The sequence below is a fragment of the Vibrio sp. V03_P4A6T147 genome (assembly GCF_002241085.1).
GTDB classification, from domain to species: Bacteria; Pseudomonadota; Gammaproteobacteria; order Enterobacterales; family Vibrionaceae; genus Vibrio; species Vibrio anguillarum.
In genome coordinates this window covers 1-16,728 of the sequence record NZ_NDIO01000081.1, presented here as the reverse complement: position 1 = coordinate 16,728, position 16,728 = coordinate 1, and the positions used below count along the sequence as shown (strand labels likewise).

The 16,728-nt window shown below is 45.1% G+C and carries 15 protein-coding genes and 1 tRNA gene; 14 read left to right on the top strand and 2 right to left on the bottom strand.

Features of this window, described 5'->3' with window-relative positions; translation table 11 throughout:
* Positions 1–59 precede the first annotated feature (59 nt).
* The 9 genes from B9J84_RS02910 to luxS all read left to right on the top strand — a co-directional run bounded on the left by B9J84_RS02910 (position 60) and on the right by luxS (position 10,350).
* Positions 60–136: transfer RNA gene (locus B9J84_RS02910), tRNA-Arg, on the top strand.
* A gap of 372 nt (positions 137–508) precedes the next feature.
* Positions 509–763: an oxaloacetate decarboxylase subunit gamma gene (locus tag B9J84_RS02905; protein WP_029388148.1), complete on the top strand. Its 255-nt coding sequence runs from the start codon at positions 509–511 to the stop codon at positions 761–763.
* Positions 764–787: 24 nt separating this feature from the next.
* On the top strand, positions 788–2,572 hold the full coding sequence (gene oadA, locus B9J84_RS02900; protein WP_179217505.1) for a sodium-extruding oxaloacetate decarboxylase subunit alpha: 1,785 nt from the start codon (positions 788–790) through the stop codon (positions 2,570–2,572).
* 9 nt (positions 2,573–2,581) lie between these two features.
* Entirely contained in the window at positions 2,582–3,712 is a 1,131-nt protein-coding gene (locus B9J84_RS02895; protein ID WP_013857700.1) for a sodium ion-translocating decarboxylase subunit beta, read from the top strand.
* Between the two features lie 116 nt (positions 3,713–3,828).
* Complete coding sequence (locus B9J84_RS02890) at positions 3,829–4,779, top strand: NADP-dependent oxidoreductase (RefSeq protein WP_094123484.1); 951 nt, start codon at positions 3,829–3,831, stop codon at positions 4,777–4,779.
* Positions 4,773–5,234, top strand: a complete 462-nt coding sequence (locus B9J84_RS02885; RefSeq protein WP_013857698.1) for a YqaA family protein — start codon at positions 4,773–4,775, stop codon at positions 5,232–5,234. Before B9J84_RS02890 ends, B9J84_RS02885 begins: the two co-directional genes overlap by 7 nt.
* A gap of 9 nt (positions 5,235–5,243) precedes the next feature.
* Positions 5,244–8,099, top strand: a complete 2,856-nt coding sequence (locus tag B9J84_RS02880) for a pitrilysin family protein (RefSeq protein WP_094123483.1) — start codon at positions 5,244–5,246, stop codon at positions 8,097–8,099.
* Between the two features lie 102 nt (positions 8,100–8,201).
* A complete protein-coding gene (gene gshA, locus B9J84_RS02875; protein WP_094123486.1) occupies positions 8,202–9,767 on the top strand; it encodes a glutamate--cysteine ligase in 1,566 nt (521 codons plus the stop codon).
* A 64-nt stretch (positions 9,768–9,831) separates the two neighbouring features.
* On the top strand, positions 9,832–10,350 hold the full coding sequence (luxS, locus tag B9J84_RS02870) for an S-ribosylhomocysteine lyase (protein WP_094123482.1): 519 nt from the start codon (positions 9,832–9,834) through the stop codon (positions 10,348–10,350).
* An 83-nt stretch (positions 10,351–10,433) separates the two neighbouring features.
* Here the strand turns inward: luxS and B9J84_RS02865 are convergent, their stop codons facing one another.
* Both B9J84_RS02865 and B9J84_RS02860 read right to left on the bottom strand, forming a co-directional pair.
* Positions 10,434–11,708, bottom strand: coding sequence for an HlyC/CorC family transporter (locus B9J84_RS02865; protein ID WP_017046996.1), 1,275 nt, complete (start codon positions 11,706–11,708; stop codon positions 10,434–10,436).
* A gap of 83 nt (positions 11,709–11,791) precedes the next feature.
* Positions 11,792–12,586: an inner membrane protein YpjD gene (locus tag B9J84_RS02860; protein ID WP_094123481.1), complete on the bottom strand. Its 795-nt coding sequence runs from the start codon at positions 12,584–12,586 to the stop codon at positions 11,792–11,794.
* Between the two features lie 302 nt (positions 12,587–12,888).
* Between B9J84_RS02860 and ffh the strand changes: the two genes are divergently transcribed.
* The 5 genes from ffh to rplS all read left to right on the top strand — a co-directional run bounded on the left by ffh (position 12,889) and on the right by rplS (position 16,487).
* Positions 12,889–14,271, top strand: coding sequence for a signal recognition particle protein (gene ffh, locus B9J84_RS02855; protein WP_019281904.1), 1,383 nt, complete (start codon positions 12,889–12,891; stop codon positions 14,269–14,271).
* 214 nt (positions 14,272–14,485) lie between these two features.
* A complete protein-coding gene (gene rpsP / locus B9J84_RS02850) occupies positions 14,486–14,734 on the top strand; it encodes a 30S ribosomal protein S16 (RefSeq protein ID WP_010319522.1) in 249 nt (82 codons plus the stop codon).
* A gap of 29 nt (positions 14,735–14,763) precedes the next feature.
* Positions 14,764–15,318 carry a ribosome maturation factor RimM gene (gene rimM / locus B9J84_RS02845; protein WP_013857691.1) on the top strand — a complete coding sequence of 185 codons (555 nt, stop codon included), beginning with the start codon at positions 14,764–14,766 and terminating at the stop codon, positions 15,316–15,318.
* A 27-nt stretch (positions 15,319–15,345) separates the two neighbouring features.
* On the top strand, positions 15,346–16,092 hold the full coding sequence (trmD, locus tag B9J84_RS02840) for a tRNA (guanosine(37)-N1)-methyltransferase TrmD (RefSeq protein WP_010319524.1): 747 nt from the start codon (positions 15,346–15,348) through the stop codon (positions 16,090–16,092).
* 41 nt (positions 16,093–16,133) lie between these two features.
* Positions 16,134–16,487, top strand: a complete 354-nt coding sequence (rplS, locus tag B9J84_RS02835; RefSeq protein WP_010319525.1) for a 50S ribosomal protein L19 — start codon at positions 16,134–16,136, stop codon at positions 16,485–16,487.
* The last annotated feature ends 241 nt before the right edge of the window (positions 16,488–16,728 follow it).

The following is a 16,728-nucleotide window of genomic DNA, read 5'->3' as shown; positions in this document are numbered from 1 at the left end:
AAAGGGTCATTGATCCTGATACTGTTAGCGATTATCGTTGATTAATATCAAAGCTTTGCGCGCTCATAGCTCAGCTGGATAGAGTACCTGGCTACGAACCAGGCGGTCGGAGGTTCGAATCCTCCTGAGCGCGCCATTTATTAAGAAGCCTCGCATTGTGCGGGGCTTTTTTATGTTGGTTTTTTGTTGCTATTTTGTTAAATTGAAAATGGCAACTATTTGTTTTATCTTGTTAATCTGCAATGTTTTAACTCCCTCTCAGTATCTGCATCATTTTTTGATTAACGTAGCCGTATTGGCTAGTTAAATGCCCTTCTTAATAGAGAAAATTCAGAGTTTTGTGATTTGTGTGAGTAATTGTTCGCCGATTTTGTGTGTTATCTACAAGAGTCCCTTAAACAAAATTGACAATTATTAACCAATCGAGATAATCCTAGTCCACTTGCCAAGATCGCATTTGTAAAAATGCGTAGCAATTGTTGTCAGGATGACACAAAAAGGAAGCAACATGACTACTATTGGAAGCCTATTAGTTGACGCCGCCACCCTTATGATTACGGGGATGGCTGTAGTCTTTATTTTTCTAACTATTCTCGTTTATCTCGTTCGGTTAATGTCAACCTTGGTACCGGAAGAAGTACCACAACCGATCGCAGCGCCGATTCAACATCGAAAAGTTCAACCAAACCCTTCAGCTGTGAGCCCGCAAATTGTGGCGGCAATTTCTGCAGCAGTGCATCAGCACCGCGCATTAGCTAAATAGCATAGAAAGGATGAAAAGGAGTTTATGAGCATGTCTAAACCACTAGCTATTACGGATGTGGTCCTTCGTGATGCCCATCAGTCACTATTTGCCACGCGCATGCGTATCGAAGACATGCTGCCTATTGCAGCAGAGCTCGATAAGATCGGTTATTGGTCACTGGAAACTTGGGGAGGAGCAACGTTTGATGCTTGTATCCGTTTTCTCGGTGAAGATCCATGGGAGCGTTTACGTTCGCTTAAGCAAGCGATGCCTAATACCCCAATGCAAATGTTGCTACGCGGCCAGAATTTACTAGGCTATCGCCACTATGCTGACGATGTTGTTGAAAAGTTTGTCGAACGAGCTCATGCGAATGGTATGGATGTTTTCCGTATTTTTGATGCGATGAATGATGTTCGCAATTTTGAAAAAGCGGTCAAAGCGACAATTGATGTTGGCGCACACGCGCAGGGCACACTGTCTTACACCACTAGCCCTGTTCATAATTCAGATACTTGGGTTGATCTTGCCAAGCGGTTGGAAGATCTCGGCTGCCACTCTTTGTGTATTAAAGATATGTCTGGGTTGCTCAAGCCGTATGAAGCTGAAGATCTGATCACTCGTATTAAATCCTCTTGTGCCGTACCTTTAGCGCTGCACAGCCATGCAACGACTGGTCTTTCAGCGGCAACAGCCGTTAAAGCGGTAGAAGCTGGTATCGATATTTTGGATACCGCTATCTCTTCAATGAGCCAAACTTACGGGCACACACCAACCGAAACAGTGGTCGCTATGCTTGAAGGAACCGAGCGTGATACGGGCCTTAGCCTGACACAGCTTGAACCGATTGCCACTTATTTTCGTGAAGTGCGTAAGAAATACGCTAAATGGGAAGGGCAGTTAAAAGGTGTCGATTCTCGTATTCTTATTGCGCAGGTTCCTGGTGGTATGTTGACTAATATGGAAGGTCAACTAAAAGAACAAGGAGCGGCCGATCGCCTTGATGAGGTTCTTGAAGAGATCCCTCGTGTGCGAAAAGATTTAGGTTTCATTCCCCTTGTGACTCCAACATCTCAAATCGTGGGAACACAAGCGGTGATCAACGTCCTTACTGGCGAGCGCTATAAGAGCATCACGAAAGAAACTGCAGGGGTATTAAAAGGTGAATACGGTGCAACGCCTGCGCCAGTGAATGCTGAGTTGCAAGCCAAGGTGTTGGGTAATCTTACGCCGATCACTTGCCGTCCAGCCGATTTGTTGGATGCAGAAATGGCCGTGTTGACCACTGAATTGCTTGAAAAGGCAAAAGCAGAGGGAATTTCATTAGCTACAGATACGGTGGATGATGTTCTGACTTACGCATTGTTCCCACAAGTCGGTTTGAAGTTCTTGAAAAATCGTCACAATCCGGATGCATTTGAGCCTGCGCCAACCTTGGAGTCAGCCAAACCTACACCTGCCACTGTTGTGACAAAAGGTGGTATTGAAACCTACAGTGTTAAAGTGGATGGGCAAATTTACACGGTTGAAGTGGGGCCACAAGGCCAGCTTAGCTCGATTTCTGCCAGCCAGTCTCAAGCAACACAGCCATCAAGCGTGCCGGCAAGTAACAATGCAGAAGCGGTTCCTTCACCACTCGCTGGCAACATTTTTAAAGTGAATGTTCAAGCCGGTTCTGAGGTGTTAGAAGGGGATGTGTTAGTGATTCTGGAAGCGATGAAGATGGAAACTGAGATCCGTGCGGCACGTGGCGGTATTGTTCAAGATCTTCATGTCAAAGAGGGTGATGCTGTGACTGTTGGTGCACCATTGCTGAGCTTAGCGTAAGGGAGAACCATGGACGGATTATTGACCTTATGGTCTGAAACAGGGATCGCTAATTTTCAGCTAGGCCAAATCTGCATGATTTTGGTCGGTTGTTTACTGCTGTTTTTGGCTATTCGCAAAGGCTTTGAGCCACTGCTGTTATTGCCGATCGGCTTTGGTGCGATTTTAGCGAATATTCCGAATGCGGGTTTTACCGAACCCGGCGGTCTGCTTTATTACGTTTATCATGTTGGTATTGAGACGGGCGTTTTTCCACTGCTGATCTTTATGGGTGTGGGCGCGATGACCGATTTCGGGGCATTGATTGCAAACCCTAAAACGTTATGGCTAGGTGCGGCCGCTCAGTTTGGTATTTTCGCCACCCTGTTTGGTGCGATATTACTCAACTATGTGCCGGGTATGGAATTTACCATGGCCGATGCTGCGTCCATCGCCATCATTGGTGGAGCCGATGGCCCAACCGCTATTTTCCTTGCCAGTAAATTATCGCCGGATTTATTAGGTGCAATCGCTGTGGCGGCTTATAGCTATATGGCATTAGTTCCTATCATTCAGCCACCGATTATGAAGGCACTTACAACACCTGAAGAGCGAAAAATCAAAATGGCTCAGCTACGCCACGTTGGGAAGACAGAAAAAATACTGTTTCCTCTGGCGGTGCTATTGATGACGATTCTATTTTTACCGTCAGCAACGCCATTAGTGGGTATGTTCTGTCTAGGTAATTTAATGCGTGAATCGGGTGTGGTTGAGCGTTTATCCAAGACTGCGCAAAATGAACTGATCAACATCGTTACTATCTTCTTAGGCTTAGGCGTTGGTTCTAAACTGCAGGCTGATAAGTTTTTGAATTTGGAAACATTAGGTATTTTGGCGCTCGGTGCTATTGCTTTCAGTATTGGTACGGCTGGTGGTGTGTTGATGGCGAAAGTGCTTAATAAATTCTCGAAAGAGGATATTAACCCTCTCATTGGCGCTGCTGGTGTGTCTGCGGTACCGATGGCTGCGCGAGTAGTGAACAAAGTGGGGCTTGAAGCTAATCCACAGAACTTCTTATTGATGCACGCCATGGGGCCAAATGTAGCAGGTGTGCTGGGCTCTGCTGTTGCAGCAGGTGTTTTGCTTGCTCTTGTTGGCTAAGCCTAGACGAGCCGATGGTTATTTTGCGAGCTAAAGATTAACTAGAAGCAATAAAATGGTATATATTCAAAGGGATGCTGAGGCATCCCTTTTTTTTATCAATAGGGAAGTTTGACATGGATAATAAACAGATCGCAATGACTGAGTTTGGTGGACCAGAGGTGCTCGTTATTCAAACCAGTGACGTTCCTCAACCTAAGGCTGGCGAAGTGTTAGTGAAAGTGGCTTTTGCTGGTGTAAACCCTATTGATGTAAAAACTCGGGCGGGTCTGGGGTGGGCTGCAGCGCAAAACAAAGATAAACTGCCATGGGTGCCAGGTTACGATATTTCTGGACAAGTTGTTGAGGTGGGGGAAGATAATCGCCGTTTTCAAATTGGAGATAATGTGGCGGGCTTTGTTGGGTTTCCGTTGCGTGGTGGCGGTTACAGCCAATACCTGTGTGTGGCAGAAAGCGAACTCAGCCTTGTTCCTGATGCTGTGACCTTAGAAGCAGCAGCAGTGCTTCCACTGGCAGGGCAAACGGCGGCGCAAGCCCTAAATAAAGCGCAAGTGAAAGAGGGGGATCGCGTATTGATCCTCGCGGGCGCTGGTGGTGTTGGGCACTTAGCGGTACAAATTGCTTTAGCAGCAAAAGCCGAAGTGTATACCACGTGCAGCGAACAAAATTTGGATTATTTAGCGACTCTTGGTGCTCATGCGATTAATTACAATTTTGCTCCTGCTTCACAGCGTTTAGAAGAAGTGGATGTGCTGATTGATTTAGTCGGGGGTGAGGCGGCTCTCGACGCTTTGAAATGCTTGAAAGATCATGCGCGTGTCGTTACTGTTCCGACTCTAAGTGCTGAGCTTATTTGTGAAAAAGCAAAATTACTTGGTTTTGAAGCTACAGGCATGTTAGTTGATCCTAATCCTGAACAGCTTGATACCATGCTTTATATGGTTAGCGTTGGCTTATTGAAAACGGAAATTCAAGCTGTTTATCCAATGGCGGAAGTGGCTGCGGCTCATCAACAGATTGAAACAGGCCATACTCGAGGCAAAGTTCTTCTTGATATGAAATGTTAGACATTTTTAGCACCTATTTGGAACCGCTCTCGTATTGGTTTGCTGGCTCTGCTCTGTGGGTGCTTTTTTTTAGTGGTTTTCTCAGTGCTACCTTATTACCGGGAAGCTCAGAAGCGAGTTTATTCGCCACATTAAGCCTGAATCAATTTCCCGTATTTTGGGTTATCGCCGTTGCAAGCGCTGGTAATACCCTCGGCGGTCTGACTAACTATTGGCTCGGTATCTGGTTGCCGAATCGAACTGAAAGCGAAAAGCACGGTCATAAAGCGTTAGCTTGGCTCAATAAATATGGTTATTGGGCTCTCTTATTTAGTTGGCTACCTGTGGTGGGTGATGTGCTTTGTTTGGCCGCAGGTTGGCTACGCATGAAATTTTTACCTACTTTTGTCATTATTTTGATCGGCAAAGCACTGCGTTACATCATGCTTGCCGCTGTATTCTATGGTTTTTTCTAAGGAGCTGTTATGAGAAAAATTTGGCTAGGTGCCCTTTCTCTTATTGCCATTTATGGCTGTTCATCAACGGTCGCACCTATCGCTTTTTTTTCATCATTACCGAAAGGGGTTACGCTGATTGAGCAAGTGGATGCTCAACCAGAAAAAGTGATGATCCCTTATGCAAAATATCAGCTCGATAATGGTCTTACTGTCGTGCTCTCACCGGATCACTCAGATCCTTTAGTGCATGTCGATGTCACTTATCATGTGGGTTCGGCACGTGAAGAGGTTGGAAAATCAGGGTTTGCTCATTTCTTTGAACACATGATGTTTCAAGGAACGGAGCACGTTGGCGATCAAGAACATTTTCGTTTGATCACCGAAGCGGGAGGAACCATGAATGGGAGTACCAACCGTGACCGTACTAATTATTACCAAACCGTGCCTTCAAATCAGCTAGAAAAAGTGTTGTGGCTCGAATCTGATCGGATGGGATTTTTACTCAACGCGGTTTCTCAACGTAAATTTGAGATCCAACGTGACACAGTAAAAAACGAACGCGCACAAAACTACGACAACCGCCCCTATGGCTTGATGTGGGAAAAAATGGCGGAGGCGATGTATGCCGAAGGACACCCTTATTCATGGCAAACCATTGGTTATGTAGAAGATCTTGACCGAGTGGACGTCAACGATCTTAAAGCGTTTTTCTTACGTTGGTATGGGCCGAATAATGCGGTGCTGACCATTGGTGGCGATATTGATGTTCAGCAAACACTTGAATGGGTTAATCAATATTTTGGCACCATACCGGCAGGCCCAGCCGTTGATAACGCACCTAAACAGCCGGCCCAGTTGGCGCAAGATCGTTTCATTACCTTGGAAGATCGCATTCAGCAACCCATGGTTGTGGTGGGCTGGCCGACAGAATATCGCGGTGCTCAAAGTCAAGCATCGCTAGATGCGCTTGCCAAAGTGCTAGGCAGCGGTACCAATAGTTATCTCTACCAAGCGTTGGTCAAAACTCAAAAAGCCGTCAATGCGGGTGCATTCCAAGATTGCGCCGAATTGGCTTGTACCTTCTATGTTTATGCCATGGCACCTTCTGGTGAAAAGGCTCAGCTTGCTCCTTTGTATCGAGAGTTAATGCAAACACTCAGTCAGTTTGAACAACAAGGGGTAGATCAGAGTCGACTAGATCAAATTACCGGTATGGCAGAAGCGAATGCGGTTTTTGCGCTGCAAAGCGTATCTGGAAAAGTGACGCAGCTTGCGTCCAACGAAACGTTTTATGGGCAGCCTGATCGCCTAGAGCAACAATTAGCTCAGATTCATGCGGTCACCCCAGAGTCAATTCAACAGGCTTATCAGCGCTTCATTGCTCATCAACATAAGGTTACCTTAAGTGTTGTGCCTAAACATAAAGCCGATCTTGCCGTTCAAAAAGCTAATTTCGTACCACCTAAAAGAGTGCTGCCCGAGCATCAAACGATAACCGAAGATCAATTGGCTTACCGCCAGGTTGAAGATCAATTTGATCGCTCAATCATGCCTTCTGTGGCAAAAGGTGTGAAAGCACAAATGCCGACACTGTATGAACTCTATTTTGATAACGGTATTGAGTTATTAGCCACACAAACCAGCGAAACGCCGACCGTGCTAATTAATATCAATTTACCAGCAGGAGAGCGACATGCCGCGCGTGGCAAAGAAGGGTTAGCTAATTTAACCGCAGCGTTACTTGAAGAAGGTTCAACTCGACGCTCAGTGGAAGCCATTCAAGCTCAACTCGACACGTTAGGTTCGACTATCAGTGTTACTGCCAATGAGTATTCGACCAGTATTATGGTCTCTAGTTTGAAGAAGAATGTTGCAGCAACATTGGATGTGGTTGAAGAAGTTTTATTTCATCCTGCTTTCAAAGAGAGTGATTTTACACGGCTGAAGCAGCAGATGCTGGAAGGGTTGGTTTATCAGCATCAAACACCGGGATGGCTTGCTTCACAAGCTACTCGTCAAATACTGTTTGGCAACTCTATTTTTGCGCGTTCAAGTGAAGGTACTGAGCAATCACTAACCGATTTAACATTAGAAGATGTAAAACGCTTTTATGCGAAACATTACACGCCACATGGTACGCAAATCGTTGTCGTTGGCGATATTTCCAAAAAAGAGGTCGCTAAACAGTTAACCTTTTTAGGGCAGTGGCGCGGTGAAGCTTCTCCTTTGTTACGTCCCCAAGTAGTGAACCCACTGACAGAGCGGAAGATATATCTGGTTGATAAGCCTGATGCGCCGCAGAGCATCGTCCGTTTTGTGCGAAAAGGGTTGCCTTTCGATGCCACTGGCGAGCTTTTTCTCAGCCAACTGGCTAACTTCAATTTAGCGGGCAACTTTAACAGCCGCATTAATCAGAATTTGCGTGAAGATAAAGGCTACACCTATGGCGCTGGGAGTTATTTCGCGAGCAATCGAGAAGTGGGCGCTATTGTTTTCAATGCTCAAGTGCGTGCTGATGCCACTGTAGCTTCAATCGTTGAAATAGAAAAAGAGATGGCAACATTCAGTCAAAGTGGCTTAACCGACCAAGAGCTAAAATTTATGCGCCTTGCTGTCGGCCAACAAGATGCACTGACGTATGAAACACCATCACAAAAAGCGCAGTTGCTTAGTAATATTTTGACCTATAGTTTGGATGAAGATTACCTACAGCAACGAAATGAACTGGTAGAAAACGTAAAAAAATCAACGCTCAATAAACTCGCCGCTAAATGGTTTGCACCACAAGAGTATCAAATTATCGTGGTGGGTGATGCGAAAACGTTGAAGCCACAACTTGAAAAATTAGATATTCCCGTAGAAGAGCTTGAAATCATCCGCTAGAGTACACATTTATAGGGGGCAGATTGTTTGCCTCCATTCTACTCTCTTGCTGAGTTAGAGCCGCTTTCATCCGGATCATTCACCTATAAGCGAATCATTATTTTGACTAATTTTGCCGCCCGACTTGAACAAGTCACTAAAAAATCAGAAGTGTTTAAGCAGTTTGGCCGAGGCGTTGAGCGTGAAACGTTACGCTATACCCCAGAAGGCTCGTTAGCTCTGACTCCTCATCCAGAAGCACTCGGCAGCGCATTAACCAACCGTTGGATCACCACTGATTTTGCGGAGTCATTGCTTGAATTTATTACACCAGTCTCTCATGACGTGCCGACTTTACTCTCACAACTGGCGGATATTCACCATTTTGCTCAAACCAAATTGGGTGACGAAAAGATGTGGCCGCTTTCTATGCCTTGTTATGTTGGCAGCGAAGATGATATCGAACTGGCGCAATATGGTTCATCGAATACGGGTAAAATGAAAACCCTTTATCGAGAAGGCTTAAAGCGTCGTTACGGCAGCTTAATGCAGATCATTTCTGGCGTGCATTTCAATTTTTCATTTCCAGAATCATTTTGGGATGCCTTGCATGGCGAGCAAACTAAATCCCAGCGTACTGAGACAAAATCGGAAGCCTATTTTGGTGTGATTCGTAATTACTACCGTTTTGGCTGGCTTATTCCCTATTTCTTTGGCGCATCACCTGCGTTATGTTCATCGTTTGTGCGCGGACGTGAAAGCCATCTGCCATTTGAAAATATTGGTAAAACGCTTTATTTGCCTCATGCTACCTCGTTGCGCCTCAGTGATTTAGGTTATACCAATAGCGCGCAAAGTGGCTTGCAAATTGGTTTTAATAGCTTGGATCAATATCTAGAAGGGTTGAATCAGGCGATCCGCACTCCATCAAAAGAGTTTGCAGAACTAGGCGTGTATGTCGATGGTGAACATCGTCAGCTCAACAGCAATGTTTTGCAGATAGAAAACGAACTCTATGCACCGATCCGTCCTAAACGTGTGGCAAAAAATGACGAAAAGCCGTCACAAGCGTTAGAGAGAGGCGGAGTCGAATACATCGAAGTGCGTTCGTTAGACGTAAACCCGTTTAGCCCGATTGGTATTACTGAAGATCAAGTGCGTTTTCTCGATCTGTTCCTCACTTGGACAGCTCTTTCCGATTCAGATCCGATGGACAATTGTGAGCTGGCATGTTGGCGAGATAACTGGAACAAAGTGATTTTAGAAGGTCGTAAACCGGGTTTAGAGTTACAAATTGGCTGTCGCGGTGAGAAACTGACGCTGCAGGCGTGGGCGCATAATGTATTCCATGACTTACGCAAAATAGCGCAAGTCATGGATAGCGCTTGTGGTGGCAACGCATACCAATCCGTATGCGAGAAACTAAGCTCGTGGATTGATAATCCAGAATTAACCTTTTCCGCCCAACTACTTGAACAGACTAAACAGTTTGGCGGGCTCGGTAAGGTGGGTTGTGCATTAGGAGCCGAATACCGACAAGCCAACCTGGCACATTACTATCAAACTTATTCTGAGTCTGTGATGGAAGAGGAAGTGCTGCGTTCTCGAGCCGCTCAGCAACAGATAGAACAACACGATACTCAAAGTTTTGAAGAATTTCTTGAAAGCTATTTTTCGTACCTAAAATGATCTCTCGATCATAATCTAACATTGATAGGCAGAGTATCGCTCTTTGCCAAATAAGGAGAAAGCAATGCCATTACTCGACAGTTTTACTGTAGATCACACTCGTATGCATGCGCCTGCGGTACGTGTGGCAAAAAATATGCAGACGCCTAAAGGGGATACAATCACCGTATTTGATCTCCGTTTTACTGCTCCAAACAAAGATATTCTTTCAGAAAAAGGGATCCACACTTTAGAGCATTTATACGCTGGTTTTATGCGTGCGCACCTAAATGGTCATGATGTAGAAATCATCGACATCTCACCTATGGGCTGCCGTACAGGTTTTTACATGAGTTTGATTGGTGCGCCAACAGAAGCGCAAGTGGCGCAAGCGTGGTTAGCGGCGATGCATGATGTGCTAAAAGTAGAGAGCCAAGATCAGATCCCTGAACTAAACGAATACCAATGTGGTACAGCCTCAATGCACTCGTTAACAGAAGCTAAAGAGATTGCTCAAGCGATTATCACAGCAGGTATTGCGGTGAATAAAAATGATGAGCTTGCTTTACCTGAGGCGATGCTCAAAGAGCTGAAAGTGGATTAAAGATCGCGAGATCTGGCCCTTTAAAAACAAAAAGCTTGGCAGTGACCAAGCTTTTTTTCTTTCTTTTATGCAGTGACTGGCGATTAATGCTTTTTGGTTTTGCGTGGAAAGACTTTAACCTGCTTAATGCGGTTTTCTTCTACATCCACAATCTCCATCGCATGGCCAGAAACTTTGACACTTAAATGGCTACTTGGAATATCTTCAAGGTGCTCCAAAAGTAAACCGTTTAAGGTTCTTGGGCCCGTCGTTGGCAGTTTCCACTTCAGCCCTTTGTTAATGTCACGGATATTTGCGCTGCCATCAATCAAGAAGCTGCCATCACTTTGTGGTGTAATTTCATCGGCTAAGCTTGGTGCCATTGAGGTGGTGAATTCCCCCACAATCTCTTCGAGGATATCTTCAACAGTGATCAAGCCATTGATATCACCGTATTCATCAACGATCAGGCCAATACGTTCTTTGTTGCGTTGGAATTTAAGTAATTGTACGTTGAGCGGTGTGCCTTCCGGGATGAAGTAGACTTCATCAGCGGCACGTAAAATCATCTCTTTATTGAACTCTTTTTTTTCCAACATCAAACGAGAAGCATCACGAAGGCGCAATATGCCCACCGCTTCATCAATTTTGTCTCGGTAAAGCACCACGCGTCCGTGTGGTGAGTGAGTTAACTGACGCACGATAGATTTCCAATCATCGTTAATATTGATGCCAGTAATTTCGTTACGTGGGATCATGATGTCGTTCACCGTAACATGTTCGAGATCGAGAATGGAAAGCAGCATATCTTGGTGGCGACGAGGAATAAGGCCACCCGCTTCGTTGACGACGGTTCTCAACTCTTCAGAGCTTAGATGATCCTCCGCCCCATGCTTGGCCTTAAGGCCTAGTAAGCGGATAAAACCATTGGTGATGAAGTTAATGAACATCACCAATGGTGACAATATCTTCATTAAGAAGGTCAGTAAGATGCTGCTGGCGTAAGAGACGCGTTCAGGGTAAAGCGCTGCTAATGTTTTTGGCGTCACTTCAGCAAAAACCAGAACGACCAACGTCAGCGCACCAGTGGCAATGGCCACTCCTAGATCCCCATAAAGGCGCATACCAATAATAGTGGCAATTGCAGAAGCTAAAATATTGACTAGGTTGTTGCCAATGAGGATCAAACCAATGAGGCGATCTGGACGATCAAGCAGTTTTTCAACACGCTTTGCACCTTTGTGGCCAGTATTGGCCAAGTGCTTTAAGCGGTAGCGGTTCAAAGACATCATGCCGGTTTCTGAACCTGAAAAATAAGCCGAAATTACGATGAGACCCGCGAGTAGTGCAAACAATATACCCGTTGAAATGTCGTCCAAAACGTGGTGTTTCCTTATAAATAGTGTGATTAAGTAATGATCTAATTAAATGAATGTGTCAATACGCTATCAAACGTGTTGAGTTAGCTCAAAATGATTTCTTTTACAAAACGGCTACCAAAGTAGGCCAGTGTGAGTAAGGTTGCACCAGCGGCAGCAAACCAAGTCACTTTTCTACCGCGCCAACCTTTTCGGTAATGTCCCCACAACAATACAGAATAGACAACCCAAGCAATGAAAGACAAAATGCCTTTATGCGCTTTGCCTTGAGCAAACATATCACCGACAAAATCAAAACCAGTAATCAAGGTACCAGTAAGTAATACGTTACCTATCAAGATGATTTTAAACAGTTGCCTTTCTACCATCAGTAGTGGTGGCAAATTGGGGTTGATGGTTAGCATCTTCTTTTTCTTTAGCTTGTAGTCCAGCCAAGCCAATTGCAAAGCGTAGAGTGCGCCAATCGAAAGGGTTGAATACGAAAATAGTGCTAGAGAAATATGCAACAACAGTGGCGGATTGTTTTCTAAGTGAGTCATGAACATGCTGGGAAGAAATGAGGCGGCGCTGACGTTGATCGCGGCGAAGCTATACACCACCGGCAACAGAAACCACAATCGCGTTTTTAACATCGCAATGCTCATCACCAGTGAGATGATAAAGCTTATCAATGATGCCACATTGAGCATACTGAGGTTTTGCCCATTAGCGTTGAAGATTAAATCACTCAGTAACCACGCATGAAAAGCCAGCGCCAGTGCTGAACTGAACAATACTGTCTGCGCACGAATCCCAGTTTGATTAACTAAGCCTGGAATAATGGTCGCTATGGATAAAAAATACAAAATAGTGGCGACTATTGCGATTAAGTTTTCCATACTTCTTACAAAATGGTGGCTGAATTGGCGAATTATACCTTGCATCACGATAATGAGCTACGTTGGATACCGATTGATTTGACATATACCCACCTTAGTTGAGGTCATGGTGCAAATAATTAACAGGGTGAAGGCTTTTATTCGATAAATCGCAGAGATAACTCTTTTTGCCCCTGTTTTGGGGACCCAATGTTGCGTTTACGGGTTTAAGTCGCTTATCGCGAAGCGTCAATGGGTATGACTATTAGATTGGCTAAGGTATACTGACCCCAATTAATCGCCGAACTAGCGAAGAGACAACGATGTTTGAAAATTTAACGGATCGACTATCCAAGACGCTGAAAAATATCAGCGGCAAAGGCCGTCTCACCGAAGACAATATTAAAGAAACCCTACGCGAAGTGCGCATGGCGCTGCTTGAAGCGGACGTTGCACTGCCTGTAGTGCGTGATTTTGTCGCGCGCGTTAAAGAGGGCGCAGTGGGTGTTGAGGTGTCTAAATCGCTGACACCGGGACAAGAGTTCATCAAGATTGTTCAAGCGCAGCTTGAAGCGGTAATGGGCGAATCCAACGAAGCGCTTAACCTTGCAGCCCAGCCGCCAGCAGTGATTTTAATGGCGGGTTTACAAGGAGCGGGTAAAACCACCAGTGTTGGTAAGCTTGCTAAACTGCTTAAAGAACGCGATAAAAAGAAAGTACTGGTGGTTTCGGCTGACGTTTATCGCCCAGCGGCCATAAAACAGCTTGAAACGCTAGCTAACGATCTGGACGTTGAATTTTTCCCTTCTTCAGCCGACCAAAAACCGATTGATATCGCCAATGCGGCTATTGACCATGCGAAGAAGAAATTCTTCGATGTGCTGATTGTCGACACTGCAGGCCGTCTTGCTATTGATGAACTGATGATGGCAGAGATCCAAGATCTGCATGCGGCGATTAATCCGATTGAAACATTGTTCGTTGTGGATGCCATGACGGGGCAAGATGCCGCGAACACCGCAAAAGCCTTTGGTGATGCGCTGCCGTTAACAGGGGTTATCTTAACCAAAGTTGATGGTGATGCTCGAGGTGGTGCCGCACTTTCCGTTCGTCATATCACCGGTAAACCGATTAAATTCTTAGGGGTCGGTGAAAAAACTGACGCGCTCGAGCCTTTCCATCCTGATCGTATTGCATCACGCATATTGGGAATGGGCGATGTTCTCTCATTAATTGAAGATCTACAACGTAATGTTGATCACGAGCAAGCAGAACGCCTAGCTAAAAAATTCAAGGAAAAAAAAGGATTTGATTTAGAAGATTTCCGCGAACAGCTCGGGCAAATGCAGAATATGGGCGGTATGATGGGCATGCTCGATAAACTGCCTGGCATGGCAAACCTACCAGCGAACGTGAAAGATAAGGTCGATGATAAGATGTTCAAGCAGATGGAAGCGATCATCTGTTCTATGACCATGCACGAGCGCCAGCACCCAGACATGATAAAAGGTTCACGTAAAAAACGTATCGCGACGGGTTCTGGTACCCAAGTACAAGATGTTAACCGCTTACTGAAACAGTTCACCCAAATGCAGAAAATGATGAAAAAAATGCAGAAAGGTGGCATGAAAGGCATGATGCGTAATATGCAAGGCATGATGGGCGGAATGGGTGGCATGGGCGGCGGCGGTTTCTTTGGTCGTTAACCTAACTCATTGCGATGCTTAAAATTTACTAAAGCGTGATGCTCATCACTGCAAAAGCATAATGCTTCTGCTGGTGAAAAAATAGCTAAACCCCTTGCAAAGCCTCGGAATAAGAGTAAAATTCCGAGGCTTTATTTTGGCACGAGACCCCAGACTGTTTTTCGTAAATGGTTTTTGGGGTTAATTTTATTATTGAGAAAGCAAAGAGGACGACATGGTAACCATTCGTTTGGCACGTCACGGCGCTAAAAAGCGTCCATTTTATCAAATCGTAGTTGCGGATAGCCGTAACGCAGTAACTGGCCGTTTCATCGAGAAAGTAGGTTTCTTTAATCCTACGGCTACTGGCCAAGAAGAAGGCCTACGTGTTGATCTAGATCGCGTTAACCATTGGGTTGGTCAAGGCGCATCTCTATCTGATCGCGTAGCTAAGCTAGTAAAAGACGCTCAAAAAGCGGCTTAATTCTTACTTTTATAGAAGAACATTAGCTTATGTCGATGAAAGGTAAAGAAACAATGAGCAAAGAAAACGAAAAGATTGTTATGGGCAAGTTTGGTGCTACCTATGGCATTCGTGGCTGGCTCAAAGTTTTTTCCTACACAGACGAAGCTGAAAGTATTTTTGATTACAGCCCTTGGTTTATTAACCAAAAAGGCCAGTGGATCGAGTACAAAGTAGAGAGTTGGAAGCGCCATGGTAAGAGTATGGTGGTAAAACTTGAAGGTTTAGATGTTCGAGAAGACGCACATCTACTCACCAACTTTGAAATTGCTATTGATCCCGCATCATTACCAGAATTGTCAGCAGATGAATTCTACTGGCGTGAATTGTTCGGTATGCAAGTTATTACCACTAAGGGGTATAACCTTGGTGAGGTCACTGACCTATTAGAAACTGGCTCCAACGATGTTCTGGTTGTGAAAGCGAATTTGAAAGATGCTTTTGGCCAAAAGGAACGGTTGGTACCGTACCTTGAAGAGCAAGTGATCAAGAATGTTGATCGCGAAGCTCGACGGATCGAAGTTGACTGGGATCCGGCATTCTAACTCTAAAATTTCAGAGCGAGAGAACACATGTGGGTTGGCGTTATAAGCCTATTTCCTGAAATGTTCCGTTCTGTTACTGATTTTGGAGTAACAGGTCAAGCGGTTAAAAAAGGTTTGCTGTCTATTGAAGCTTGGAATCCTCGAGATTTCACTCATGACAAACATCGCACCGTCGATGACAGACCTTACGGTGGTGGTCCTGGAATGCTCATGATGGTTCAGCCTTTGCGCGATGCCATTCATGCAGCAAAACAAGCCGCACCGGGAAAGACGAAAGTCATTTACCTTTCTCCTCAAGGTCGAAAACTCGACCAAAAAGGAGTCGAAGAGCTGGCGACGAATGAGAACCTAGTTCTTATTTGCGGACGCTATGAAGGGGTAGATGAGCGTATCATCCAATCAGAAGTTGACGAAGAATGGTCGATTGGTGATTTTGTGATGACAGGCGGCGAACTGCCAGCCATGACGTTGATTGATTCTGTCTCTCGGTTTGTTCCGGGAGTATTAGGAGATTTCGCTTCAGCAGAAGAGGATTCTTTTGCAAATGGCTTGCTAGATTGCCCGCACTATACGCGTCCTGAAGTGTTAGATGGAAAAGAAGTACCTGCGGTACTGAAATCCGGTAATCACGAGGATATTCGTCGCTGGCGGCTGAAACAGTCGTTGGGCCGAACTTGGCATAGAAGGCCAGAGCTCCTGGAAAACCTAGCTCTGACTGACGAACAGGAACTATTACTGGTTGAGTTCATTAAAGAAACTCAAATACATCAGTAACCTATTTAATTTAGTATCAGTTTATTCTAGGAATTTTTAAAATGAGTAACATCATCAAGGCTCTTGAAGAAGAGCAAATGAAACAAGGCCTACCTAAATTCGCACCAGGTGACACTGTTGTTGTTCAAGTTAAGGTAAAAGAAGGTGATCGTGAGCGTCTACAGGCTTTTGAAGGCGTTGTAATCGCAATCCGTAACCGTGGCCTACACTCTGCATTCACTGTTCGTAAGATCTCTAACGGTGAAGGTGTTGAGCGTACGTTCCAAACTCACTCTCCAGTGGTTGATAGCATTGAAGTTAAACGCCGCGGTGCAGTACGTCGTGCCAAACTGTACTACCTACGTGAGCGTTCTGGTAAGTCAGCTCGTATCAAAGAGAAACTTGCTAAGAAGTAATGCTATAAACTAGCGTTCTCATAGTAATAAACAGGGGTCGAGTAATCGACCCCTGTTTTTATTGTCATCCCTAAACCACCGCCTTGGGCGGTGGTGATTGAACCTTGGGGCTATTGCCCGAAGGAGTGCCCATGCTAGAAGTAAACCTCTTATTCACCACAAGTAAGAGGAAACTAAAAACATGGGCGATTATAGAAGTTCATCACATGTATATTGGCGTTGCAAATACCATATAGTTTGG